Raw genomic sequence first — 24,159 nt, forward strand, 5'->3', positions numbered from 1 at the left:
TCGATCTACCAGGCGGTACACCTCTCAAGTCATTCACCCGCAGCCCCCACCAATACCGGCACCTTAACCCGATCAATCACCTTCGCGCTGATCGACGGGTCCAGCAACCGCCCCAGCCGCGACAGGTGGCGGTGGCCCATGATGATCAGCTCGCAGTTCAGCTCCTGCGCCTTGGTCACGATCACTTCGACCGGTTGCCCGGCCACCATGCAGCCCTGGCTGGCGAAGCCGGCTTGCTGCAACGCGCGCACGGCCTCGGCCACAGCGTGGTCGGCATGTTGCTGTTCCTCGCAGGCGGCGGGGTATTCCTCCAGTTCTTCAGCGGTGTAGGGCGCGGGTTGGTCGTGGACGGCGAAGGTGGAGTCGATGGCCAGCAATACGTGCAGTTCGTGTTCGCCGGGGCGGCAGTAGCGGCGAGCGAGGGTGAGCAGGGCGCTGGAAGCGGGGGAGGCGTCGATGGCGATCAGGACTGGGGAGGGCATGCTGGATCCTTGGCTGATGTGTTTACAGGATCGGCCTCTTCGCGGGCCTGCCAATGCTGCATTTAAGGCCGAACCCGACCATCGAATAAATGCCCCGCCACGCACGAGCGCATTGCGTCTGGTGCAATCCACCAACCTGCTACCATCGCCATTCCCACAGCTGCCACGGAAAACGGCCATGCAACTCCCGGACATGAACCTGCTCGTCGCCCTCGATGCCCTGCTCGACGAGGGCAGCGTGGTCGGCGCAGCACAGCGCATGAACCTGAGCCCGGCGGCGATGAGCCGGACCTTGGGGCGTATTCGCGAGGCCATGGGCGACCCGATTCTTGTGCGTGCCGGTCGTGGCCTGGTACCGACGCCACGGGCGCTGGCCCTGCGCGAGCAGGTGCATAGGCTGGTAGAGCAGGCCGGGCAGGTGTTCCGCAGCCGAGACGATGTCGACTTGGTGAACCTGGACCGTGCCTTCAACATTCGCACCAATGATCTGTTCATTGCCTTGTACGGCGCCCAGCTCCTGCGCATGATGCTGGCCCAGGCGCCGCGTACGGTGTTGCGGTTCGTCCCGGAGGGCAGTGGTGACGATGATGCGGTGCTGCGCAACGGGCATATCGACCTGATCATCAGTTCGGCCGTTGTGCTGGGCCCGGAAATCAAGGTGCAGAGCCTGTTCAACACCTACTTCGTGGGCCTTGCGCGTGTGGGGCACCCGATCTTCGACGCCCCGATCACCCCTGAGCGTTTCGCCGCCTACCCGCAGATCAGCGTATCCCGGCGTGGCCGCGCCAATGGGCCGATCGATGTGGCGCTGGCCAACCACAAGGTGGAGCGTCGGGTAGCGCTGATCACCACCAGCTTCCACTCGGCCATGTTTTCGTTGCCCGATTCAGACCTGATCCTGCCGATACCGGCCAATATCCTCAACAGTGTGCAGCGGTTGAAGTTGCCATTGCGCTCGTTCGAGATCCCCGTGACGTTGGAAAAGGTCAATGTGAAGCAGGCATGGCACCCGCGATTCGATAACGATCCCGCACATCGCTGGCTACGCCAGACGTTGAAAGCGTGCGGCAGTATTGATCCGTGACGCTGCTGACGATTGCGTCTGACACAATATAAAACTGCCAACAAGTCAGTTTTCGTCAGCATTCGACCTTCTTAAACTTGCTCCAGCCTCGAAATGGTTGCTGGAGATGTAATTTCATGAGTTCCCTGACCGCACCCTCTGCGGCGTTGGCCGCCGCCCCCGCGCCGGTGGCACCTGCGCAGACGGCGTTCGGCGTGCAGGTGGTGGTGGGGCTGTTCGGTGTATTGCTGGCCGTGCTGTGCGCGGGCCTGAACGAGTCAGTCACCAAGATTTCCCTGGCCGATATCCGCGGAGCCATGGGCATCGGTGCCGATGAAGGCGCCTGGCTGCTGGCGGTGTACAGCGCCGCCTCGGTCTCGGCCATGGCCTTTGCGCCGTGGCTGGCCACCACCTTCTCACTGCGGCGCTTCACCATGAGCGCCATTGGCCTGTTCGCCGTGCTTGGCCTGCTGCAGCCGTTCGCCCCCAACCTGCACAGCCTGATGCTGCTGCGTGTACTCCAGGGCTTTGCCTCGGGTGCGTTGCCGCCGATGCTGATGAGCGTGGCCCTGCGCTTTCTGCCGCCGGGCATCAAGGTCTATGGCCTGGCCTGCTATGCACTGACCGCCACTTTCGGCCCCAACCTTGGCACGCCGCTGGCGGGGCTATGGACCGAATACGTCGGTTGGCAATGGGCCTTCTGGCAGATCATCCTGCCGTCGGCGCTGGCCATCGTCTGCGTGGGTTGGGGCCTTCCGCAAGACCCGCTGCGCCTGGAGCGTTTCAAGCAGTTCGACTGGCGCGGCGTGTTGCTGGGCCTGCCCGCCATCGGTTGCATCGTGCTGGGCCTGTCGCTGGGTGACCGTTGGGGCTGGTTCGATTCGCCGCTGATCTGCTGGCTGCTGGGTGGTGGCCTGCTGCTATTGGTGCTGTTCATGTTCAACGAATGGTCCGAGCCGCTGCCGTTTTTCCAGTTGCGCATGCTGCAGCGGCGCAACCTGAGTTTCGCCTTGGTGACCTTGGCCGGCGTGTTGATCGTACTGTCGGGCGTGGGCAGTATCCCGTCGGCGTACCTTGCGCAGATCCAGGGCTACCGCCCGGCACAGACCAGCCCGCTGATGATGCTGGTGGCGATGCCGCAACTGATCGCCCTGCCGCTGACGGCAGCCCTGTGCAACATCCGCGCAGTGGACTGCCGCTGGGTGCTGGGCATCGGCCTGGCGATGCTGGCGGTGTCATGTGTCGGCAGCAGCCTGCTGACCAGCGAGTGGATCCGTGGCGACTTCTACCCGTTCTACCTGTTGCAGGTGTTCGGCCAGCCCATGGCGGTGCTGCCACTGCTGATGCTGTCCACCAACGGGATGACCCCACAGGAAGGCCCGTTCGCCTCCAGTTGGTTCAACACTGTCAAAGGCCTGTCTGCAGTCATCGCGGGTGGCTTGCTGGATGCACTTGGCACCCTGCGCCGGCACTTCCACTCCAATCACCTGGTGGACAGCCTGGGCAACGCCCCGCTGGTCGACGACAGCGTTGCGGGCCTGGCCCGGCGTATTCACGACCAGGCGCTGGTGCTGACCTCCGCCGACCTCTACCTGGTCATGGCTGGCATCGCCGTGGCCCTGATCTGCCTGATTCCTTTCGTGCCTACCCGGGTCTACCCGCCGCGTGCGGTGGCCTGAACCCTGGATGAATTCGAGAACCGCTGAAATGACCAACAACCGCAAAACCCTGTTCATTGGCTCGGTATTGGCCGTGGCCGTTCTGGCTGGCATTGTCGGCCCCTGGATGTTCGGCAGCGACCACCGCCAGAGCACCAACGATGCCTACGTCATTGCCGACTACACCGTAGTCGCGCCCAAGGTGGCAGGCTTCATCAAGGACGTACGGGTAGAAGACAACCAGCAGGTCTCGGCAGGCCAGTTGCTGGCGACCATCGATGCCCGTGACTACCAGGCCGCCCTGGATGCCGCTCAGGCCCAGTTGCTGGTGGCTCAGGCGCAAAGTGCCGATGCCCGCGCCACGCTCGAGCGCCAGGCCGCATTGATTGCCCAGGCCGAGGCGGCGGTGAAAGCGGCCCAGGCCGAAACAGCGTTCGCCGACCATGAAGTCAACCGCTACAGCCGCCTGGCCGAGCAGGGCGCTGGTACCGTTCAGAATGCCCAGCAGGCACGCAGCGGCGTCGACCAAGCCCGCGCTCGCCTGGCCAATGCCCAGGCGGCGCTGGTGGCGGCGCGTAAGCAAGTGGACATCCTCACCGCCCAGGTGGCCAGTGCCGATGGCCAGCTCAAGCGTGCCGAAGCCGGTGTGGAAAAGGCACAGCTCGACCTGTCCTACACCCGCATCACGGCGCCGGTGGATGGCATGGTCGGCGAGCGCGCCCTGCGCGTGGGCGCTTACGTCAATCCCGGCGCACGCCTGTTATCGGTGGTGCCGTTGCAGCAGGCCTATGTGGTCGGCAACTTCCAGGAAACCCAGCTGACCCATGTGCAGCCGGGGCAGCCGGTGAGTATCAGCGTTGACACCTTCTCCGGTGAAACGCTGCAAGGCCACGTAGAGAGTATCGCCCCGGCTACCGGCGTGACCTTCGCTGCGGTCAAGCCAGACAACGCCACCGGCAACTTCACCAAGGTTGTGCAGCGCATCCCGGTGAAGATCGTGTTCGATGACGGGCAGCCGTTGCTCTCCCGCTTGCGGGTGGGCATGTCGGTGGAGGCGACCATCGATACCCGTGGCGACAAGCTGGATGGCAAAGAGGTAAGCGCACGATGAAACCTGCATTACGCTTGAGCCCCTTGCTGCTGGCTGTGTTGATGGCCGGTTGCACGATGGGCCCGGACTTCCTGCGCCCCGACAGCCAGGCACCGCAACAGTGGGCGCCGGTTCAAGGCCAGGCAGCACCCAGCCAGCCGCAAGCCGAACCGCTGGAGCTGCGCTGGTGGGAAACCTTTCATGACGGACAGCTCAGTGCGCTGATCCAGCGCGTTGCCGAACGCAACCTCGACCTGCAGATGGCCAGTGCCCGCTTGCTGCAAAGCCGCGCCTTGCGCAGCACCGTGGCGGCTGATGAAGTGCCGTCGGTAGACGCGAACGCTGGCTACAGCCGTGCCCGCAACAGCGCCGAAGGCCTGAGCGACCCGTCTGGCAAGGCGGGCAAAGAGGCCTACAACCTCTGGCAGGGCGACCTGGTGGCCGGTTGGGAACTGGACCTGTGGGGCCGCGTGCGGCGCCAGGTGGAGGCTGCTGATGCCACGGTCGAAGTGGCCGAGAATGACCGCCGTGGGGTGCTGCTGGCCTTGCTGTCGGAGACCGCCGGCAACTACATCCAGTTGCGTGCTGTACAGCACACCCTTGATGTGACGCAGGACAACCTGAAGGTCGCCCGACACAGCCTGAAGCTCTCCGAAGATCGCCAGGCCGAAGGTGTCGCCACGCGTCTGGACGTGGCCCAGGCCAGTGCCCAGGTCGCTTCTATCGAAGCCCGCCTGCCAAGCCTGGAGGCCCGGCGCGATGACTTGATCAACGCCCTCAGCCTGCTCGCCGCCGAACCGCCGCGCAGCCTCCAGACTGAGTTGCTGCGAGGCGGTGAACTACCCGCGCCGCAGCAGAAGTTTGCCATCGGCCTGCCGTCCGAACTGGCCGAGCGCCGCCCGGACATCCGCCAGGCCGAAGCCCGCCTGCATGCCGCCACGGCTAGCATTGGGGTGGCCAAGGCTGATTTCTATCCGAGTATCCGCTTGTCGGGCAGCGTCGGTTTCCAGGCCATGCAGTTGTCTGATTTCGGCGGCTGGGATTCGCGCCGCTTTGCCTTCGGGCCACAGTTGTCGTTGCCGATCTTCGAGGGTGGCCGGCTCAAGGGCACCCTGGAACTGCGCGAGGCGCAGCAGCAGGAAGCGGCGCTGAACTACCGCAAGGTGGTGCTGGGCGCCTGGCATGAGATCGACGATGTGCTTCGCCTGTACAACGCCAGCCAGTTGCGCCGTGACCACTTGGCCGAGGCTGTGAGGCAGAACCGCATCGCCCTGGAAACCGCCCAGCGCCAGTATGTGGAAGGGGCAGTGGACTTTCTCAATGTGCTGACGGTGCAGGGTGCATTGCTGGCCAGCGAGGAGCAGTGGATCGACAGCTCGGCGGCGGTGTCCCAGGCGCTGGTGGGGCTGTACAAGGCCCTAGGGGGTGGCTGGCAGGCGTTTGATGAGCAGCCGGTGAAGAAAGCATAAAAAGCGGGGCCGCTGTCCGGCCCATCGCCGGCAAGCCAGCTCCCACAGGTACAGCGCAGGCCTAGGGCCTGGTGGGATCCTGTGGGAGCGGGCTTGCCCGCGAAGAGGCCGGTACAGGCAGCCCAAAACTCACAGCGGCCGCAGTAGCCCAAACCGCTTGCGCAACGCCCAATCCAGCACCCGCCGAGGCAGCAACCGGGCCATCAGCGGCAGCGCCGTACTGCCATTCCCCAACCGCACCACAGCGGGTACCGGTGACTTACCAGCGGCCGCCAGTACGCCTTGGGCAAACACCGCCGCCGAAGTCGGTTTGTCCTGCGAAGCCCGCGCCCGTGCCTGTACATGCTCACGCAACGGCCACCACGCCGAATCCGCCGCCAGCACCTGCTCCGCCTGGCGCTGGGCGTTGTTGGCAAACTGCGAGGCAATCGCGCCCGGCTGCACTTCCATCACCTGCACACCGAACGGCGCCAGCTCCAGGCGCAAAGCATCGCTCAAGGCATGTACAGCGGCTTTCGAGGCGCAGTAGGCACCGGCGAACGGTGTGACCAGCACACCGGAAACACTGCCGATGTTCACCACTGTTCCTCGTGAGCGGCGTAGCAACGGGAACAGCGCGCGGGTTACGCCCACCACGGCGAACACGTTGGTTTCGAACTGCTGGCGCAGGGCGTCCACGCCACCGTCGAGCAACGGGCCCATGGCGCCGTAGCCGGCGTTGTTGACCAGGATGTCGAGGGTTTCGAGCTCCTCGGCCAGGCGGGCCAGGGCCTCGCTGTCATTTACGTCCAACTGCCGCGCGGTAAAACCGGCGGCGCTTAACACTTCAACATCCTCCGCCTTGCGCGCAGTGGCCCAGACGGTGTGGCCGGCATCGCGGAAGGCGTCGGCCAGTGCGCGGCCGATGCCGCTGGAACAACCGGTGATCAGAACGGTGGGCATGGGGGGAGGCCTTTGATTAATTGGCGAAGGTGCCTTGCAGGTGTTCGGCACGGAATTCCAGCGTTTGCGGCCGGTACCCGGAGCGCAGCGGTGGCAATGGCAGGCAGTCTTTCCACTCGGCCCCTGGCTGCAATTCACCCGGCCCTCGATAGCGTGGGGCGTTGTAGGTGTTCTCGGCCAGGTTCACGGTATCGCCCGGCGCATACGCCGCCACCCGCCAGCGCAGTTCGGTAAGCGGCACCTTGTTGCCGTTTCTCATGCGTACTTGCAACGCACGGTCGGCAGGGCATTGTTCGGGGGCATAAACGAGGCGCAAGTCCAGGCGGGCCAGTCGTGAGGTTTCGCGGTTGTCCTGCCAGACGACAAACAACGCCACCAAACCCAGGCCGCACACAGCAGCCAGCGAAATCGGCAGGGCCTTGGCCGGGTAGCGCAACAGCAGCACCAGCCAGGTAAGAATGAGGAAGGCACCGATGATCATGGGGCGGGCAGACCTTGGTTGCGCACTGTCTGACCATCGTAGCCTGAAATGGGAAAGGGCCGCAAAGCGGCCCTCGGTGTTGCTTACTGCGCGATGGTCTTCACTGAAACACCACGCTCGACGGGTGTGGAGGTTCGTCCGTACACATCCTCGAAACGTTCGATATCATCCTCGCCCAGGTAACTCCCGGACTGCACTTCGATGATCTCCAGCGGGATCTTGCCCGGGTTGCGCAGGCGGTGGATCGAGGCAATCGGAATGTACGTAGACTGGTTCTCGGTCAGCAGGAACACGTTCTCGTCACACGTCACCTCGGCAGTACCCGACACCACGATCCAGTGCTCGGCACGGTGGTGGTGCATCTGCAGCGACAGGCTGGCGCCCGGCTTGACGGTGATGTGCTTGACCTGGAAGCGGCCGCCCATGTCCACCGAGTCGTACGAGCCCCACGGGCGATACACTTCCAGGTGGTTTTGGGTTTCGGTGCGGCCCTGTTCGTCCAGGGTCTTGACCATCTGCTTCACGCCCTGGACCTTGTCCTTGTGGGCGATCATCATGGCGTCCTTGGTCTCGACCACCACGATGTTTTCCAGGCCGATCACCGACACCAGCTTGCCGTTGCCATGGATCATGCAGTTGCGGCTGTCCTGCACCACCACGTCGCCTTTGGTGACGTTGCCATCCTCGTCCTTCTCGTGCACCTCCCACAGCGATGACCAGCAGCCCACATCGCTCCAGCCGGCCGACATCGGCACCACGCAAGCGCGCTGGGTTTTTTCCATCACCGCGTAGTCGATGGAGTTGTCCGGGCAGCAGGCGAAGGTGGCTTCGTCGATGCTCAGCACACCGCCATCCTCCTGGCTGCGCTCCAGGGCCAGCACGCAGGTGTCATAGATGTCGCCGTCGTGCTTTTTCAGCTCTTCGAGGAAGCGGCTGGCGCGGAACAGGAACATGCCGCTGTTCCAGAAGTAGCCACCGGCCTGGACGAACTCGGCGGCGCGTTTCTCGTCGGGCTTTTCAACAAACTGGGCAACCCGCGCCACACCTTCGGGCAGCAGGGCGTCCTGGCTGGAGCGGATGTAGCCGTAGCCGGTTTCCGGTTTGGTCGCCGGCACGCCGAACAGCACCATCTCGCCACGCTCGGCGGCCACGGTGGCCAGAGCCAGGGCGCGTTGCAGGGCCTTCTGGTCATCGATCACATGGTCGGCGGGCAGCACCAGCATCAGCTCGTCGCGGCCTTCGTTGACCAGCTTCATGGCGGCCATGGCCACGGCGGGTGCGGTGTTTCGGCCGAACGGCTCCATCAGGATGCCTTGGGTTTCCAGTTTCAGCGCCGCCAGCTGCTCCTGAACGATGAACTTGTGGTCCTTGTTGCAGACCACGATCGGCGTGTCCATGCCTTCGAACACTAGGCGCTCGATGGTTTGCTGGAACAGCGTGTGTTCGCCGGTCAGGGCCAGGAACTGCTTGGGGAACTGCTTGCGCGACAGAGGCCACAGACGCGAACCGCTACCACCAGAAAGAATTACCGGGATCATCATGTTTCTCCAATAGTCGTTAATAGGCAGAGGGATCAGTTGCTAGCCACGGGGCGAGTTACCCACACCGGCGACAAGGCGTTGCCGGAACCCGTTACGTACAGCACTGCGGCTTCGCCGCGCTCCAGGGCGACGGGTTTCACGTCGCCCACTTTCTTGTCGCCTTGGAACAACGCCAGGTTGACCTTCACCGGGTTGATTTCACGTTCGCCACGGCCGTTGGCGGCCACCGGCTTGACCACTTCGGTCTTGCCATCGGCGGTTTTCAGGGTGAGCTGCTGGTCGCTCAGGTTCTGCACGCGCACCAGGGCTTTCTGCTTGTTCTTGAAAGGCGGTTCTTCGATCAGCTGGGGGTTGCCGCTGCTGCTGTTGACCAGGGTGTAGTACTTGTCCGAGGCCAGCTTCACCGGCACGCTCTTGCCGCCGACCTGGGCGGTGTAGTCGCCGCCTGGCAGGAAGCTGAAGTCGCTGCTGGCCTGAGCGCCTACCTGTTTGATCTGGGTGTTGCCGACCGAAGCGGCAGCGGGTGCGCTGGCGGCGTTGTACAGGCGCACGAAGGTCGAACCTTTCGGCGCGCTTGGGCCATACAGGGCGGCGTCGGCACCGGCGAAGGCCTGCATCGAAGCAAGGGAAAGGCCGGCCGCGAGGGTGAGGGCTTTGGCAATGGAAGTCTTGGTAGTCATGTGCATTTCCTCTCTATCGTTCAGTGGTTCGTCCGGGTGGACGACAAGGCCAGGTTTTCTTCGGATTTACGGGTGTTCTTCAGCTGCGCGATCCACTGCGGGTCGAAGCTGCTGAGGTCGTTTTTCATGGGCAGATAACGTTCGGGGAACTCCCACACCACCACTTGCGGTGCGGCGTTCTTGAAGGCATCGGTTTGCAGGTACTTGAGCATTGGCAGCAGCGGGCCATGGCCGTCTTCGGCGTAGTTGGCCACGTCGCTGCGCAGGGCTTGTTGCAGCGCACCCAGGAAGTTCCAGTGCGGGTTGGCGCTGTAGCTGGTGCCCACCAGCGCTACCGGGATTTCGTTGTTCGCGAATAGGGCGTCGTCGCCTTCAGCCGCTGCTTCTGCCGGGTGGGTGGTGCGTTGTTGCAGGTTGTCCGGGGTTGGCAGCAGGTTGCTGAACAGCGGGTCGAGCGGCAGGAAGTTGGTCAGGTCGCCTTTGTACGGCGCCGTGCTGCCGGCTTCGGTGACGAAGGTTTGCGGCTCGCCGTTGAGCAGGTTCTGTCGGCTTACGGCTTCAGCCAGCGCCTGCGCTGCCACTTCGGCGCCCATCGGCGTCCAGTGGGTGTCGGTGCGCAGGAACACCTGGCCACGGGCCTTGGCTTGTTCCATGGCCGCTTGCAGGTCCGGGGCGAACACGTTGGCCTGGCGCACCTGGGCATGAAACTGGTTGTACAGGTCGTCGTGCAGGCTGGCCGGTTGCTCCTTGCCCAGGTATTCCGAATAGATACGCGCCTTGGCCGGCACGATGGCCAGTACCAGCTGGCTGCCGTGCTGCTGCAGGGTGTCGCGCACGCCGCGGATCAGCGCTAGGTTTTCCTGCATCAGTTGCTCGGCACCGGCAGTGGGCTTGAACTCTTCGTCGCTGAACAGCCACTGGTCGCGGCCCAGCACCACACCGGGGCGGCCTTCGTTGAACAGCTTGAAGTCCAACGCGGCCCAGAGGTTGGTGCCCAGGCGCTTGATGGGGAATTCGGCGTCGTAGTGGGTTTCGGCGGCCTTGGCCAGCTTGCCGTTGAGCACGGTCATCTGCTCGGTGCGCTGGAAGCTTTGCAGGCCACCGGTGGACCACACGCCCATGCCCACCAGCAAGCCGAGGAACGACAGTGAATAGGTGATGCGTAAAGTACGGTTCATGTCATCGGCCTCAGAACTGGAAGTACAGGAACGGCGAGTAGCTTTGCGCCGAAAGCTTGAGGATCGAGGCCACGAACAGCAGGAGCACAAGGGCGCGGGTCATCACCCGGGTCCAGTCCAGGCCGATCGAGCCGTCAGCGTTGACTTGCACCGGGGTAGCCTTGGGCGTCGGCTTGGCATTGCGGTAGAAGTCGCGCAGGCCGAAGTACGCCAACGTGATGTAGGCAATGATCAGGGTTGCCACTTGCAGGCCGGTGAGGTTGGCGCGGTTGAGTTCCGACAGCTGCCAGTCGCCAAAGCTGAACATGGCGCCGTACATACGGCCTGCCACGTGCAGGTTTTCGGCGCGGAAGATCACCCAGCCGACCACCACCAGCAGGAAGGTGAACGCCCATTTCACCGGGTTGAAGCGCTGCGGATTGGTGTCGATACCCAGCGCACGCTCGATGGCCAGCCACATGCCGTGCCAGGCGCCCCAGATGATGTAGGTGAAGTTGGCGCCGTGCCACAGGCCGCCCAGCAGCATGGTCAGGAACAGGTTGCGGTAGGTGTTGAAGGTGCCTTTGCGGTTACCGCCCAAGGTGATGTACAGGTAGTCGCGCAGCCAGGTCGACAGGCTGATGTGCCAGCGCCGCCAGAACTCGGTGATCGACTGGCTGATGTAGGGCTGCTTGAAGTTCTCCATGAAGCGGAAGCCCATCATCAGGCCCAGGCCGATGGCCATGTCGCTGTAGCCGGAAAAATCGAAGTACAGCTGCGCGGTGTAGGCCAGCGCGCCCAGCCACGCATCGCCCGTGGTCGGGTTTTGCAGGGCGAAGCAGTGGTCGGCGACTACCGCCAGGGTGTCGGCGATGAACACTTTCTTGATGAAGCCCTGCATGAAGCGGGTGCAACCTTCGGAGAACTTGTCCAGAGTGTGGGTGCGGTTGTTGAACTGGTCGACCAGGTCCTTGAAGCGCAGTACGGGGCCGGCGATCAGGTGCGGGAAGATCGCCACGAACGCTGCGAAGTCGATGAGGTTGCGGGTAGCCGGGGTGTCGCCACGGTACACGTCGATGATGTAGCTGATCGACTCGAAGATGTAGAACGAGATACCGATCGGCAGCAAAACATGGGTGAGAATGAACGGCTCCAGGCCGAACGAGCTGATGATCGCGTTCAGGCTGTCGACACCGAAGTTGGCGTATTTGAAGTAGCCGAGAATCGCCAGGTCGACGCCCACGCCCAGCAGCAGCCAGCGCTGGGCCGGCTTGGTGCGCACGCCGGAGGCGCCGACTTTAAGGCCGATCCAGTAGTTCCACAGGGTGACCCCGGCGAACAGGGCCAGGAAGTCCACCCGCCACCAGGCATAGAAGATGTAGCTGGCGACCAGCAGCAGCAGGTTGCGATAGCGTTGCCCGCTCAAGTAGTACAGGCCGAGGAAGATCGGCAAGAACAGGAACAGGAACACGTTGGACGAGAAGACCATCCCGGTTCTCCTTTTTGTTCACAGCATCCGGGGCACAGCGCCCCCCAAACCCCCCAGTGCAAAACCGGGAGGCAACTTAGGTCCCTGTGGGAGCGGGCTTGCCCGCGAAGAAGTTTTCGCGGTGCATGGCAAGGGCTTCGCCCTTGTTCGCGGGCAAGCCCGCTCCCACAGGTTCCGATCCCATACAGGGGTTAGCTCATTTCTTGCTCTCTGCGCTCGGGTCATAGACCCGGGTCAGGTTGCCGCCGAGCCTGAAACTGTCGAACGGCTGCATGCCGTGCTTGCGTTCGAGCGTGTCGCCCACGCACTGGTACAGCGCGCACCAGGGTTCGAGCCAGGCGTACTTGCTGTCGACCTTGAGGTCTTTCATGTCTTGTTTTTCGCCTGCGCGTTCCGCGAAGTGCTTAGGGTCGCGAGCGCCGTACAGCACGCCTTCACCCAGACGCTGCAGGGCGAAGTTGTTTTCGCTGCGCAGGTCCACACCGTTGGCTTTGGCAAAGCTGGCGATCATCGCCAGCGGTGGCAGGGCGTAGTTGTGGTAGGCCAGGGCGCGCTGTTTGCGTTTGATCTCGTTGGGCAGGAAGCCCTGCTCGTCGACCTGGTTGGCGCCGATCTTGTATTCCTTCACGGCCCAGTCGAACAGGTCGCGGCGGTTGGTCGCCACCGAGGTGGCCATGACCGACCAGGCGGCCCAGTAGCTGTGGTTGTTGATCTTCGCCAGCGGCAGGTTGCTCCAGTCGCGCACGGTTTGCTCGGCCAGGCGGGCGAACCATTTCTCGATCAGCTCGGCCTCGGCCTGGTGCGCCGCCAGCGGCTGCGAGTTGGAGAACTTCAGGCGCAACCACGAACCACTCATGCTGCCCAGCGCCCATTTGCGCATGGATTTGCCGGTGTGGTTGTAGTGGGTGGACATCAGCGCATCGGCACGCGCCCAGGTGCCCAACCAGGTCAGGGCGCAGTCGAGTTGTGCCGGGCGTCCGTCGCGCATGTACTGGTTGACCATCTTGGCCACGCCACGCTCCAGGGTGGTGATGTCCTTGGTGGAATCGCGGAAGGCCTGCTCTGAATCCTCGTTGAGGGTTGCCCGGGCACTGTCCGAACCTTCGTACTTGCTGCGGAACTGCAGCGCACCTGTGTACGGCTTAGGCGTTGCTTCGCAGCGGAAATGACCGTCGCCTGTCTTGAGCTTTTCGATCCCTTCGTAGTACCCCTGGGGGGGTACCAGCGCGGCGTGCGCGGCCCCCCCGAACAGGGCCAGCGCGAGCAGGGCGGGGCGGAAAATTTGCTTGAAGGTGGTCATGGGTCGCCTCACTGGCCGGCCTGCGCGGTGTGCGCGGGCACGGCGAAGTTGTTGCGTTTGCAGAGCTTGGCTTCGACTTTCTGGGTGCCGCTTTCCGGCCCCTGCACCTCGAACGCCAGCAGGCGCTGGCTGGCCCAGTCCTCGTCTTCACGCATCTGGAAGACAAAGCGGCCGTCGGTGTCGGAGGTTTCCGGTTTTTCCAGCTTGATGTCTTCGTGGCGGCCGTTGAGGTACCACAGGGTGGCCTGCAACACCTTCACCGACGGGTCTTCGAACTTCACGTCCATCTGCAGGTTGCGGTTGATCAGCTCTTTGATCACGCCGCCCTTGCCGTTGACCATCAGTTCGTTCTTGCCGGGCTTGAGGGTGGTGCTGGCGCTCATCAGGGCCGGGCGGTCGTCGCAGCCGTCGTCGAGCAGGCCAAGGATTTGCCGCCAGATGGTTTCCTGGTCCAGGCGGTATAGCGGGGAGAACTCCCAGATCAGGATCTTCGGCGGGTTCTTCTGGAATTCCTCGCTGCCCAGGTACTGGATCATCGAGCCTTCCAGGCCACCGCCAGGGAAGGCGACGTTGAGCACGTCGGCACCGATGTACTGTTCGAGGAAGCCCGAGAAGTTGTAGTTCTTGCCACTGTGGCTGGTGCCGACCAGGGTGATCTGCGCGTTGCCGCCGTCACCGAACAGGTCGTCGCCACCACCGCTGGCACCTTTAGGCTCGGTGGCGAACTGGTCCATGTACTGCACCGCATAGCTGGTGCCGCAGAGCTGGCCGGCGACGTTGTGCAGGGTGCCGGTCTTGCCCATGCGCCCGGATTTTTTCGTTTCGAATTCCTTGCGCGGGATGCCTTCGAAGGCCGGCATGTGGTGCACGGTGTCGGCCACGATTTTGGCGGCGCGTTCGGCGCCGTATGGCGTCCAGTGTTGGTCGCCACGGAAGTAGAAGTCCTTGCCCTGGTCGGCGGCGGCCAGCTGTTCGTTGGTCAGCGGCGACAGGTCGGGCACGTTGTAGCCCATGCTCGCAAAGCGCTTGAGCATGGCCTGGTAGTTACCCAACGCCTTTTGGTAATCGAAGGCGGCTTTCTCGGCCGGGTTGAGCATGTTGCGGTTCACCAGGCCACGGGTCGGCTGGTACACCACCACCAGTTCCACGCCACGCTTCTTGAACGCATCGTGTACCTGTTGCAGGCGCTTGTAGCCGGCCGGGGTGGTGTTGAACTCGGTGCGCAGGTCTTCGCGGGTACGGAACAGCCAGTCACCCTTGGCCTGCACCAGCGTGGTGAAGTTCTGCTGGTAACGGGTGGTGTAGCGGCTGGCGTCGTGCGCTTCAGGGCACAGCTGGCAGCACGGCTCGGCGCTGAAGGTGGGGGCCTTCACCTCGTCGGCGCGCACGCCCTGGCTGATCGCCAGAAGGGCGGCGGACAGGCCCAGCAGTTTCATCAGGTGTGGGGTCATGGTCTGGGCTTCCTTAATCGATCATTTCGGTCTGGCGTTCGACCGGGTCGATCAGCACAGCCTTTTGCTGGCGCACCAGCAGGTCGAGGATTTCGTCCTGGCGTTCACCCAGGATGCCGTTGAGGCTGATACCGCTGGCCTTGCGCGGGGCGAGCATCTGCACCTTGTACAGCTCGACCGACAGCGGCGAGTCGATCGACAGCGGGCCGGAGCCGTTGGCCGTCAGTTCACCGCCCACCAGAATCAGCGACACCTTGGTGTCGAACGGGTCCAGGGCAATGTCGCGGTCGGTATCGGACAGGTCTTTGATGTGGCCGTAAACGCCCACCAGGCCGTTGGCCATGGCGATGTTTTCGTACAGGCGAATGTTCACGCTGTTACGCACGCGGATGCCGTGGCGGCGGTTGTTGATCAGCTTGTTGCCCCAGATCAGGTTGTCGCCGCTTTCGTACAGGGTGATGCCGTCGGTGTGGTTGCGGTAGATCTCGTTGTAGGCGATCAGGTTGTTGACGCTGTTACGGTCGATCACCACGCCCGAGAGCTTGTTGTCGTAGCTCTTGTTGTTGATGATCCAGCTGTCGTTCACCTCACGAGAAACGATGATGCCGTGCTTTTTTTTGGTGCCGTACACGGTGTTGCCGGCGATGATCAGGCGGTGCGAGCGGTCGTGCGGGTCGATGCCGTACACGATGTTGTCGCGGTAGGTGCTGTCCTTCACCACGAAGTCCTGGGTCTCGTAGCAGTAGAAGCCGTACCACATGTCGCTGAACTCAGAGCCGATGATCCAGCCGGTGGGTTCCGGGCGGCCCATGCGCTTGGCCATGTTCGGCGTGTACTGTGAGATGCTCACGCCATACGACTTGGACTTGGCGTAGCCGAAGCTGGCCATTTTGGTGTTGACGATGTAGGTCTCGGTGCCGCCCCACGACAGCAGGAACGGGCGGAATTCCTTGGGCGAGCGGAAGGTTGCCGGGCCGTTGTCCTTTTCGCGCCAGCCGGTCACCTGGGTGTCGGTGACGAACAGCTTGCCGTCGTTGACTAGGAACGAACCGCCCTCCTGGGACAGGCGCAACTGCTTGACCTTGCCGTCGATCTCGAGGATGCCCTTTTGCCCGACCACAATCGGCAGGCGTGCCAGGTACACGCCCGGCTCGACTTCGCTGAGGTACTGTCTGGGCACCTTCTTGCTCAGTTCCACCAGGTCGACATGGCCGTCATCGACGAAGATCGCCTGCGGAATACCGTGCTGGCGCTGCACCCACTCGGCCGCCTTGTTGTCGCCGCCGACGAATTCCTTGAGGGTGTCTTCCTGGAACATGCGGCGCAGGCTGACCTTGCCCTTGTGGCTGCGGTCGATCTTCTTCTGCACCGCCTCGGCGGTGAAGCCGGTCAGGTCGGGCAGCTTGGGCGGGTCCATCTGCAGCGGCTCGATCGGCGCGCTGGCCACGGTGTAGGTCTTGGCCTGCTGCAGTTCCTTGGCAATGACCTGAGGTTCTGCGGCGGCGACCAGGTGGCTTGCCAGCAGCAAGGCGCTGGCCAACAGGCTGTGACGTAAGTGCGGGTGAAGGTTCATCAGGTCTCTCCCGGCCTCAGAATCGCCAGATCACGTCGACGAAGGCGCGGTGCATGTACGAATCCGCTTCCTTGCCATAGGCGTCGCCCGGCTTGAACACACCGGCGCGCAGGCGCACCAGGGCGGATGGCTCGTCGATGGCCTGGCTCATGGAGGCTGGCAACAGGCCTTGCTTGAAGTATTTGGTCACGACCACGTCCATTTCCTGGCCAAGGTCTTTTTCACCGTCGACCAGCTGGCGGTTGACGCCGTTGTCGTCGACGGCGGCATTGATGCCGCTGGAGCCGATGTTCTGGTTGCCGTCGACACGCCAGAACTTGTGGTAGATCAGGCTGGCGTCGTAGTCATCGCGCAGCTGCCAGGAGGCAAACAGGGTGGCGGCCTGCAGGTTGCCCAGTTCGCCACGGAACGCTTCACCGAAGCGGTGCACGCGCGAGCGGGTGCCGGTGAAGTTGGAGCGGTTGCTCTCAAGGCCGGTCTGCTCGAAGTTGTTCGAACCGTCGTCGCCACCGCCGCCGCTGCCACGGGCATAGGCCGCGCCGACCTGCCATTGCGGGTCCAGGCGCAGGCGAATGCCGAGGTCGGTGGCCCAGGCATTGACATCGCCGCTCTGCTTGCCGGTGGCAACCTGCTCGTCGCCGACGGCCTGGCTGCTGAGGGTGTCGCGGTCACCGGTCAGCCAGGTGACGCTGCCCCAGTAGTTGACGGTATGGTCGTTGCGCCAGTTGTAGGCGTCGCTGTTGGCTTCCAGGCCCAGCCAGGTCAGGTCGCCGGTGCGGGTCTTGTCCAGTGCGTCGACGGTTTCGCCCGGGTTTTTCAGGCTGCCGCTGTCGTGGGTGTGGTGGGCGCGCACGCCTACCCAGTGGCCAGGGGTCCACTGTGTGGCGACGTTACCGTAGATGTGGGTGCGGTCCTTGTCTTCCGGGGCCAGTTCGGTGAGGTCGGTGCGGTATTCGCTGAAGCGCTGGGCCACGCCCAGGTCGGCCTTGAGCAGGGTGGTGTCGAAGGTCCAGTTCAGTGCTTCGATATTGGTGTCGCGCCACATGCCATCGTCGCTGCGCAGGCGCTGGCGACCGAGGCGAAGTTGCTCGCCGGGGTAGGCGGTGAGGCCGCTGTAGCCCACCCAGAATTCGCGCATGGCCAGGTAGCTTTTGTCTGGCTGGCGGCTGTCGTCACCGGTGTCGGTGGTGGTGCCGTCGTCGTTCTGGCGCAGGGTGTCGGTTTCGATGGTGTCGGTGGCGGCGACGGCCTGGCCCATGGCGTAGGCGCTCCAGTTGCCGCGTTCGCCGTACACCCACGGGCGCAAGTCCAGGCCCAGGCCGTTGACGTCGCCGCCAGGGCGGGTGCCCAGGTCGCGGTCGTCTTCCGACTGGCCGGTGATTTTCACGTCCAGGCCGAAGTTTTTCTCAGCGGTCATTTCCGCCAGGGTCGGGCAGGACCACAGCAGGGCGAAGCTCAGGCCGATGCCAGCTTTCACGAAGGGATTGAGCGTCATAGCGAGTCCTCACCGTCTACTTCTTTTTCGTCGTCTTGCAGGGCTTCGAGTGCCAGGGTGCTGTTCGCGCCCTGGGCCATGCTGCCGCGTGCCTGCTTTTCTTGGTCCAGCAGTTGCTGGGCCTGGCTGCGTTGATCAGGCGTGAGTTGCTGGTCGAGTTGCTGCAAGAGTTCGCCCGATTGCGGCGTCGGGTTGACCTGCGACAGCTGGGCGAACACCCAGGCGTTGCCCGGTTGCGGGCGGATGCCGTGGCCTTCGCTGAACAGCTGGGCCAGGGCATAGTCGGCGCTGTTCTGCCCGCCACGGGCGGCGGCCAGCAGGTGGTCGACAGCCTTCTGCGGCTCGACGTTGCCCAAATAGCCACGGCGGTACAGCTGGCCCAGGTAGTAATGGGCGCTGATCTCACCTGCGTCGGCGGCAGCCTGCAGGTGCTGCTCGGCCTTTTTGGCGTCGGCTGGCAGGGTCTTGCCTTCGTAGTACAGGCGGCCCAGCAGCAGTTCGGCGCGCGGCTGTTCGGCTTCGCGGCCCTTGTCGATGTAGGCCAGCAACTGGTCGGTGTCGCCCAGTTCGGGGAAGTCGTACACCAGTTGTGCCAGGCTGACCCAGGATGCTGGGTTCACCGGAGCCACCTGCTCAAGCAGCTCCTTGGCGGTTTTCTCGTCGGTCTGGCCCAGGCTGCGGTCAGCCAGCACACGGGCAACGCTGTCGACCCGGGTGGCCGGCACGGCGTCACGGGCGTAGGCGGCTTTCAGTTGGTCAAGCAGGGCGGCTTGCTGGTCGGCCTGGCCACGCTTCTGGTACACGGTGGCCAGTTCGACGTAGCAGATGTCGGTGGTGTTCAGGGCGGCTTTACAGATTTTCTCCACCTCGCCCAGGTGCTGGTCGTAGGTGCCTTGGGTGCGGTACAGCAGCACTTGGGCCAGGCCCGCTTCCGGGTTGCCGGCGGCGCGCCATTGGTCGATCTGCTGCTGTGCGTTGACCTTGGGGAAGCTCTGCGGGTAGCTGAGGTAGAGCATCGCCAGCGGAATGAGGGTGTTGCTTTCGCCTTGACGGGCGGCTTGCTTGAGCAGCGACTCGGCTTCCTCGCGCTCGGCCTGGGTGCTGTCGGGCTTGGCCACCAGCAGGCGGCCAAGGCGCGCCTGAGCGCGGGGCGACGTGGCCGCTGCGGCGCGGTAGGTGGCCTCGGCTTCCTTGATTTGCGACGGGTCGCGGGTGGCCACCTTGATGTCGGCCAGGCCCACTTGCGCTTCGCTGTAGCCCAGGTCGGCCAGGGCCTTGTAGTTGCGCTCGGCCAAGGCCGTGTCACCGCGTTTCATGGCTTCGTTGGCCAGGCGCTGGTCGGGCAGGCCGGCACAGCCGGCCAGGGTGATGGCGGCAGCCAGGGCACACAGGCCCAGGCTTGTGCTCTTCTTGTAGGGAATCATGCTGTGATCCTCTTACAGCCCACGGGCGACGGCTTTGTCGATCAGCCAGTTCAGCGATGGGCCACGGTCGCTGTTGACCGCAGCCGGGCGGCCGGCCAGTTCGGCAGGCAGGCCGCTGTCAGGCTTGATCTGCACACGAATGTCGGAGGCGAGGTCGTCGCTGTTGAGACTGGCGCTGCTGACGATCTGGCCGGTGCGCACTTCGTCTTCGCCGGCTACCTGGAAGTTGACCCGGGTACCTGGCTTGACCTCGTCGAACTGGCGGTAGCTGAAGCGGGCTTCGACCATGGGCGTGGTGGTGCGCGGGATCAGCTGGAAGATCGGCTGGCCCTTGGCGGCATACTGGCCGTCGTCCACCAGCTGGCGGGCGACCACGCAATCGCAGGGGCTGGTGAGGGTGCCGGACAGCTGCTTGCCGAACAGCTCTTCGATCTTCGCCGGCTCCAGCTGCGAGTCGTCCAGATTGCCCTTGAGCATGTCGAGCATGCTGGTGGTGAAGCTGGCCAATGGCGCGCCCTTGGCGATCTGCCCACCGCCCTCGACCAGGCTACTCACGGTGCCGTCGCGCGGCATGGTGATGGTGGTGGTCGGTACCGCGACCACACCGGCTTCGGCATGGCTGATGAAATACATGCCGTACAACGACTTGGCGACAAAGCCGAAAGCCGCGACGCCGACCACGAACACGCCCAAGGTGACGGTGACTGCCTTGAACCGGCCAAAGGCGCTCAGGCCCGAGCCGCCGTCTTTTTGCTTACGCGCCTTGGTGAAGTTGTCACGTTGCAGGGTGCTGAGCACGTCGCCGATGCTGATCAGCTCACCGGACAGGTGGCTGGTGATGATGTGCCGCAGCGTGGCGATGTCGCGGGGTTCGAGGTTCTGGAACTGCGCACCGGTACGGCCGCTGCTCGGGTTGTACGACCGCACCTGGAACTCGATGTCGATCGACAGGCCCAGGTTGTCGACCACGAACTGCAGGCGCCCGCGCAGTACATCGCCTACCGACAATGGCTGCTTGGTGTGGAAGCTCAGGCCACCGGCAGAAAGGTCGTCGACCTTCACCTCATGGGTTTGGCGCTGGGCGTCCAGAAAACGCAGCTTGGCGGGAATGCGCACCCGGGCGTGTTGGCGCTGGGCTTCGGACTCATGCACGACATTGACGTTCACGGCGGTATTCATGGTGGTTTGTTCCTGTTAGATCCGATCCGGGTTGGGCTCACACGACCATGAACAGCACAGCAACGAAGATGCTGGCCGCCGAGAAGGTCATGGTCCGCGAGGACCAGGTGTTGAACCATTGTTGAAAGCTGGCGAGGTCACGCTTGAGGGCAGTGGGCTGACGCGTCCACGACTGCTTGTCGAGGCGGAAGAACACGTAGATCTTCATCAGCGCGCCGATGATCTGGTTGTAATAGAGAATCAGCGGGTAGGCCGGGCCTACGTTGTGGCCGGAGCACAGCAGCATGACGGTGAGTATCAGGCGGGTGATGCCGATCCACAGCAGGTACACCAGCAGGAAGGCCAGGCCGAACTTGAGGCTGGCGATCACCGCCACGGTCAGCCCCAGCAGGCTGGTCCACATCGACACGCGCTGGTCGAACAGCACAATGCTGGTGAACAGCCCCAGGCGGCCCAGGCCCAGGCCCAGCGCACGGGAATTCTGCCGCAGGTTGTTGCCGTACCAGCGGTACATCAGCTTGCGGCTGGCCTTGAAGAAGCTCTTTTCGGGCGGGTGCTCGACCGTATTGATGGCGGCGTCCGGCACGTAGAAGGTGTCGTAGCCCAGGCGCATCAGGCTGAACCAGCTGGACTTGTCGTCACCGGTGAGGAACTTGAAGCGGCCCAGTCGCCAGTGCATCAGCGAGTCGCTTTCGACGTCGGCAATGAACTCAGGGTTGGTCACCACGCTGGCGCGGAACATCGACATGCGCCCGGTCATGGTCAGCACGCGCTTGCTCAGGGCCATGGAGCACATGTTGATGTGGCGCTGGGCGAAGCGCAGCTTGTGCCACTCGCTCATGATGTAGCCGCCGCGTACTTCGCAGAACTCGTTGGTGGTCAGGCCGCCGACGTTGGGGAACAGCTTGAACCACGGCACGGTTTTGCGGACCACGCCATCGGCCAGCACGGTGTCGCCGTCGATCACCGCCACCACGGCGTTTTCGTCCGGCAGCATGCGCGATATGGCACGGAAGCCGTAGGCCAGGCCATCGCGCTTGCCGGTGCCGGCAATGCGCACGATGTCCAGCTTCACATGGGCTGGCGGGTTGTATTTGGCCCACAGGCTTTTCACCAGCAGTTCATCGGACATTTCCACCAGCGAGCAGACCACGGTGGTGGGGAAGCCGCAGTTGATCGCCTCGCGGATCACCGAGCTGTACACCTGGGCGGTGGTCAGCGCTTCGATGCGAAAGCTGGTCACCATCAGGTACACATGCGACGGGTCGGTGGCATTGCCCATCTTCTGCACCTTGCGGCGCAGGTACGGGTACACACCGTAGAGGAAGATCATGCCGCGGATGAAATGGGTGGCGCCCATGGAGTAGCGCCAGATGCCGACTGCGCCGACCAGGAAGATGAAGTGCTTCGACTGCGAGTCGAAGATATCGGCTGGCAGGGCCAGGGCGATCAGCATGAGCAGGCTCATGTAGAGCAGCCACCCGGCGCACTGCAACAGCACGGTCTGGAGCCTTTGCATGTTCAGCATCCGTCGAGAATTTGGGGGAGGGTGGGCAACGGAAGTGGGGAGGCTTCCGTTGCCCGGCCAGGCACTTACCAGCAGATGCCTTCAGTGCGGCTGGTGGTGCAGGTCGGCTTGCTCATGAAGCCGACCAGGTCGATCACCTGCTTGCCCGCTGGCGCTTGCTGAGCCAGCGCGCGGAACTGCTCGTCACGGTTGCCGAGCACGATGATGTCGGCGTTGTCGATCACCTGCTGGAAGTCGGCGTTGAGCAGCGACGACACGTGCGGGATCTTCGACTCGATGTAGTCCTTGTTGGCACCGTGGACGCGGGCGTACTGGACGTTCTCGTCGTAGATGTCCAGCTGGTAGCCCTTGCCGATCAGGCGCTCGGCCAGCTCTACCAGGGGGCTTTCGCGCAGGTCGTCGGTGCCGGCCTTGAAGCTCAGGCCCAGCAGGGCGACCTTGCGCTTGTCGTGGGCTTCGATCAGCTCGAAGGCGTTCTGCACCTGCGATTCGTTGCTGCGCATCAGCGAGTCGAGCAGCGGTGCACGTACGTCGAGGCTGGCGGCGCGGTAGGTGAGGGCGCGTACGTCCTTGGGCAGGCACGAGCCGCCGAAGGCGAAGCCAGGGCGCATGTAGTACTGGGACAGGTTCAGCACGGTGTCCTGGCAGACCACGTCCATCACTTCACGGCCATCCACACCTACGGCCTTGGCGATGTTGCCGATTTCGTTGGCGAAGGTGACCTTGGTGGCGTGCCACACGTTGCAGGTGTACTTGATCATCTCGGCCACTTCGATCGGCTTGCGGATCACCGGGGCGTCGAGCTCTTCGTACAGGGCCTGCAGGATGTCGCCGCTGGCGCTGTCCAGTTCGCCGATGACGGTCATCGGTGGCTGGTCGTAGTCCTTGATAGCGGTGCTTTCACGCAGGAATTCCGGGTTGACCGCCACGCCGAAGTCAACGCCGGCCTTTTTGCCCGAGCAGTCTTCGAGAATCGGGATGACCACGTTCTTGACGGTGCCCGGCAGCACGGTGCTGCGCACCACGATGGTGTGGCGGCGGGTGGTGTCACGCAGCACGTAGCCGATTTCGCGGCACACCGACTCGATGTACTCCAGGCCCAGGTCGCCGTTTTTCTTGCTGGGGGTACCCACGCAAATCATCGACACGTCGCTTGCACGGATGGCTTCGGCGAAGTCGGTGGTGCCGCGCAGGCGGCCATTGGCGATGCCCTGTTGCAGCAGTGCTTCCAGGCCAGGTTCGACGATGGGCGACTTGCCCTGGTTGATCAGATCGATCTTGGTGCTGGACACGTCCACACCGATCACTTCATGGCCACGCGCCGTCAGGCAGCCTGCACAGACTGCACCCACATAACCCAAACCAAAGATGCTGATACGCATCGCTATCACCTCATGTGTTTATCACGCCGACGCTTACCAAAGTGCCGGCCGGGTTGATTAACAACAGTTTTCGGGCGCACGGATCCATGGCGAATGCACACTTCGCCGAGCGCAGGCAAAATAAATCCAGAGCGCAAGAAGTTATGCACTCAAAGTTGGCAGTAAAAAGCCATCTATTAAAAAACGTGCCCTGAAATGCAGCCGTCTTTATTGCAATGCGCTACTTGGCGCGTTGCTGTGCTTGTTTTTTCAAGTGGAAAAATCCTTTGAAATCAACCACTAGGACGATTTGTAAGGGGCGCGCCTCTCCTGCATGGACAGGGTTTCGGGGTTTCCGTGATACCTGTCGAAGTTATCAAGGCAGGTAGTGGATACCTGCCCGTGTCATCTGTAAGTCATCTCTCACAACCCGGAGGCAGGAAATGCGTTACGGCACTATGAGCGGCAGGTCGCGGGAGAAGTTCCTGAGTGGGTTTCGTCCGGATGAAAGATTTCTAAATATTTTTTCAGTGGCGGACAGTTTCAATTTGATAGCACGCGAGTGTTTTGTCCCCGTATATAAAGGACGAAACTGTTGCGAGATGTTTTTATGCCAGCATCGAAAAATATTTTTCAAAAAACGTCAAAAAAGCTATGAACGGTCTTATGGCGTTTGGTGATAAGGGTATGGGTGGTGGTTTTTTGGCGTCAAAAAATAGTCTTTTTGTGGTTGGTTCGGATGGGCATGCCTTGAGAGGGTCTTCGCCTGTGAGACCGAGCGCCGCCCGCGCGGCGC

General features: G+C 63.1%; 20 protein-coding genes. 4 read left to right on the forward strand and 16 right to left on the reverse strand.

Features of this window, described 5'->3' with window-relative positions:
* Window positions 1-29: 29 nt before the first annotated feature.
* Window positions 30-482 carry a universal stress protein gene (locus APH36_RS18460; protein ID WP_060499757.1) on the reverse strand — a complete coding sequence of 151 codons (453 nt, stop codon included), beginning with the start codon at window positions 480-482 and terminating at the stop codon, window positions 30-32.
* Between the two features lie 178 nt (window positions 483-660).
* Here APH36_RS18460 and APH36_RS18465 point away from each other — a divergent pair, with 178 nt between their 5' ends.
* The 4 genes from APH36_RS18465 to APH36_RS18480 all read left to right on the forward strand — a co-directional run bounded on the left by APH36_RS18465 (window position 661) and on the right by APH36_RS18480 (window position 5,762).
* Window positions 661-1,566 (forward strand): LysR family transcriptional regulator, encoded by a 906-nt coding sequence (locus APH36_RS18465; RefSeq protein ID WP_060499758.1) that lies wholly within the window; start codon window positions 661-663, stop codon window positions 1,564-1,566.
* A 116-nt stretch (window positions 1,567-1,682) separates the two neighbouring features.
* Window positions 1,683-3,224, forward strand: a complete 1,542-nt coding sequence (locus APH36_RS18470; protein WP_060499759.1) for an MFS transporter — start codon at window positions 1,683-1,685, stop codon at window positions 3,222-3,224.
* A 28-nt stretch (window positions 3,225-3,252) separates the two neighbouring features.
* Window positions 3,253-4,314 carry an HlyD family secretion protein gene (locus APH36_RS18475; RefSeq protein ID WP_060499760.1) on the forward strand — a complete coding sequence of 354 codons (1,062 nt, stop codon included), beginning with the start codon at window positions 3,253-3,255 and terminating at the stop codon, window positions 4,312-4,314.
* On the forward strand, window positions 4,311-5,762 hold the full coding sequence (locus APH36_RS18480) for an efflux transporter outer membrane subunit (RefSeq protein ID WP_060499761.1): 1,452 nt from the start codon (window positions 4,311-4,313) through the stop codon (window positions 5,760-5,762). The genes APH36_RS18475 and APH36_RS18480 overlap by 4 nt, the downstream gene beginning before the upstream one ends.
* A gap of 129 nt (window positions 5,763-5,891) precedes the next feature.
* Here the strand turns inward: APH36_RS18480 and APH36_RS18485 are convergent, their stop codons facing one another.
* The 15 genes from APH36_RS18485 to APH36_RS32340 all read right to left on the reverse strand — a co-directional run.
* Window positions 5,892-6,704 (reverse strand): SDR family oxidoreductase, encoded by an 813-nt coding sequence (locus tag APH36_RS18485; RefSeq protein ID WP_060499762.1) that lies wholly within the window; start codon window positions 6,702-6,704, stop codon window positions 5,892-5,894.
* 16 nt (window positions 6,705-6,720) lie between these two features.
* Window positions 6,721-7,185, reverse strand: a complete 465-nt coding sequence (locus APH36_RS18490) for a hypothetical protein (protein WP_060499763.1) — start codon at window positions 7,183-7,185, stop codon at window positions 6,721-6,723.
* A gap of 83 nt (window positions 7,186-7,268) precedes the next feature.
* Window positions 7,269-8,723 (reverse strand): mannose-1-phosphate guanylyltransferase/mannose-6-phosphate isomerase, encoded by a 1,455-nt coding sequence (locus APH36_RS18495; RefSeq protein WP_060499764.1) that lies wholly within the window; start codon window positions 8,721-8,723, stop codon window positions 7,269-7,271.
* A 35-nt stretch (window positions 8,724-8,758) separates the two neighbouring features.
* On the reverse strand, window positions 8,759-9,406 hold the full coding sequence (locus APH36_RS18500; protein ID WP_016713514.1) for an alginate O-acetyltransferase AlgF: 648 nt from the start codon (window positions 9,404-9,406) through the stop codon (window positions 8,759-8,761).
* Window positions 9,407-9,426: 20 nt separating this feature from the next.
* Window positions 9,427-10,584, reverse strand: a complete 1,158-nt coding sequence (locus APH36_RS18505; RefSeq protein ID WP_060499765.1) for an alginate O-acetyltransferase — start codon at window positions 10,582-10,584, stop codon at window positions 9,427-9,429.
* Between the two features lie 10 nt (window positions 10,585-10,594).
* Window positions 10,595-12,052 carry an MBOAT family protein gene (locus tag APH36_RS18510; RefSeq protein WP_060499766.1) on the reverse strand — a complete coding sequence of 486 codons (1,458 nt, stop codon included), beginning with the start codon at window positions 12,050-12,052 and terminating at the stop codon, window positions 10,595-10,597.
* Window positions 12,053-12,248: 196 nt separating this feature from the next.
* On the reverse strand, window positions 12,249-13,352 hold the full coding sequence (locus APH36_RS18515) for a mannuronate-specific alginate lyase (RefSeq protein WP_060499767.1): 1,104 nt from the start codon (window positions 13,350-13,352) through the stop codon (window positions 12,249-12,251).
* A gap of 8 nt (window positions 13,353-13,360) precedes the next feature.
* Entirely contained in the window at window positions 13,361-14,803 is a 1,443-nt protein-coding gene (locus APH36_RS18520) for an alginate O-acetyltransferase (protein ID WP_060499768.1), read from the reverse strand.
* Window positions 14,804-14,816: 13 nt separating this feature from the next.
* Window positions 14,817-16,376 (reverse strand): mannuronan 5-epimerase AlgG, encoded by a 1,560-nt coding sequence (algG, locus tag APH36_RS18525; protein WP_060499769.1) that lies wholly within the window; start codon window positions 16,374-16,376, stop codon window positions 14,817-14,819.
* A 16-nt stretch (window positions 16,377-16,392) separates the two neighbouring features.
* Entirely contained in the window at window positions 16,393-17,871 is a 1,479-nt protein-coding gene (locus APH36_RS18530) for an alginate export family protein (protein ID WP_060499770.1), read from the reverse strand.
* Complete coding sequence (gene algK / locus APH36_RS18535; protein ID WP_060499771.1) at window positions 17,868-19,295, reverse strand: alginate biosynthesis TPR repeat lipoprotein AlgK; 1,428 nt, start codon at window positions 19,293-19,295, stop codon at window positions 17,868-17,870. Before algK ends, APH36_RS18530 begins: the two co-directional genes overlap by 4 nt.
* A 12-nt stretch (window positions 19,296-19,307) precedes the next feature.
* A complete protein-coding gene (locus APH36_RS18540; protein ID WP_060499772.1) occupies window positions 19,308-20,474 on the reverse strand; it encodes an alginate biosynthesis protein Alg44 in 1,167 nt (388 codons plus the stop codon).
* Window positions 20,475-20,511: 37 nt separating this feature from the next.
* Window positions 20,512-21,993 (reverse strand): glycosyltransferase family 2 protein, encoded by a 1,482-nt coding sequence (locus APH36_RS18545; protein WP_025753970.1) that lies wholly within the window; start codon window positions 21,991-21,993, stop codon window positions 20,512-20,514.
* A 74-nt stretch (window positions 21,994-22,067) separates the two neighbouring features.
* Entirely contained in the window at window positions 22,068-23,384 is a 1,317-nt protein-coding gene (locus tag APH36_RS18550; protein WP_016713524.1) for a nucleotide sugar dehydrogenase, read from the reverse strand.
* Between the two features lie 587 nt (window positions 23,385-23,971).
* On the reverse strand, window positions 23,972-24,159 hold a 188-nt coding region (locus tag APH36_RS32340; RefSeq protein WP_218187327.1), incomplete at its 5' end, for a hypothetical protein.

Origin of the sequence: Pseudomonas sp. NBRC 111133 (assembly GCF_001320605.1) — a bacterium.
Classification (GTDB): domain Bacteria; phylum Pseudomonadota; class Gammaproteobacteria; order Pseudomonadales; family Pseudomonadaceae; genus Aquipseudomonas; species Aquipseudomonas monteilii.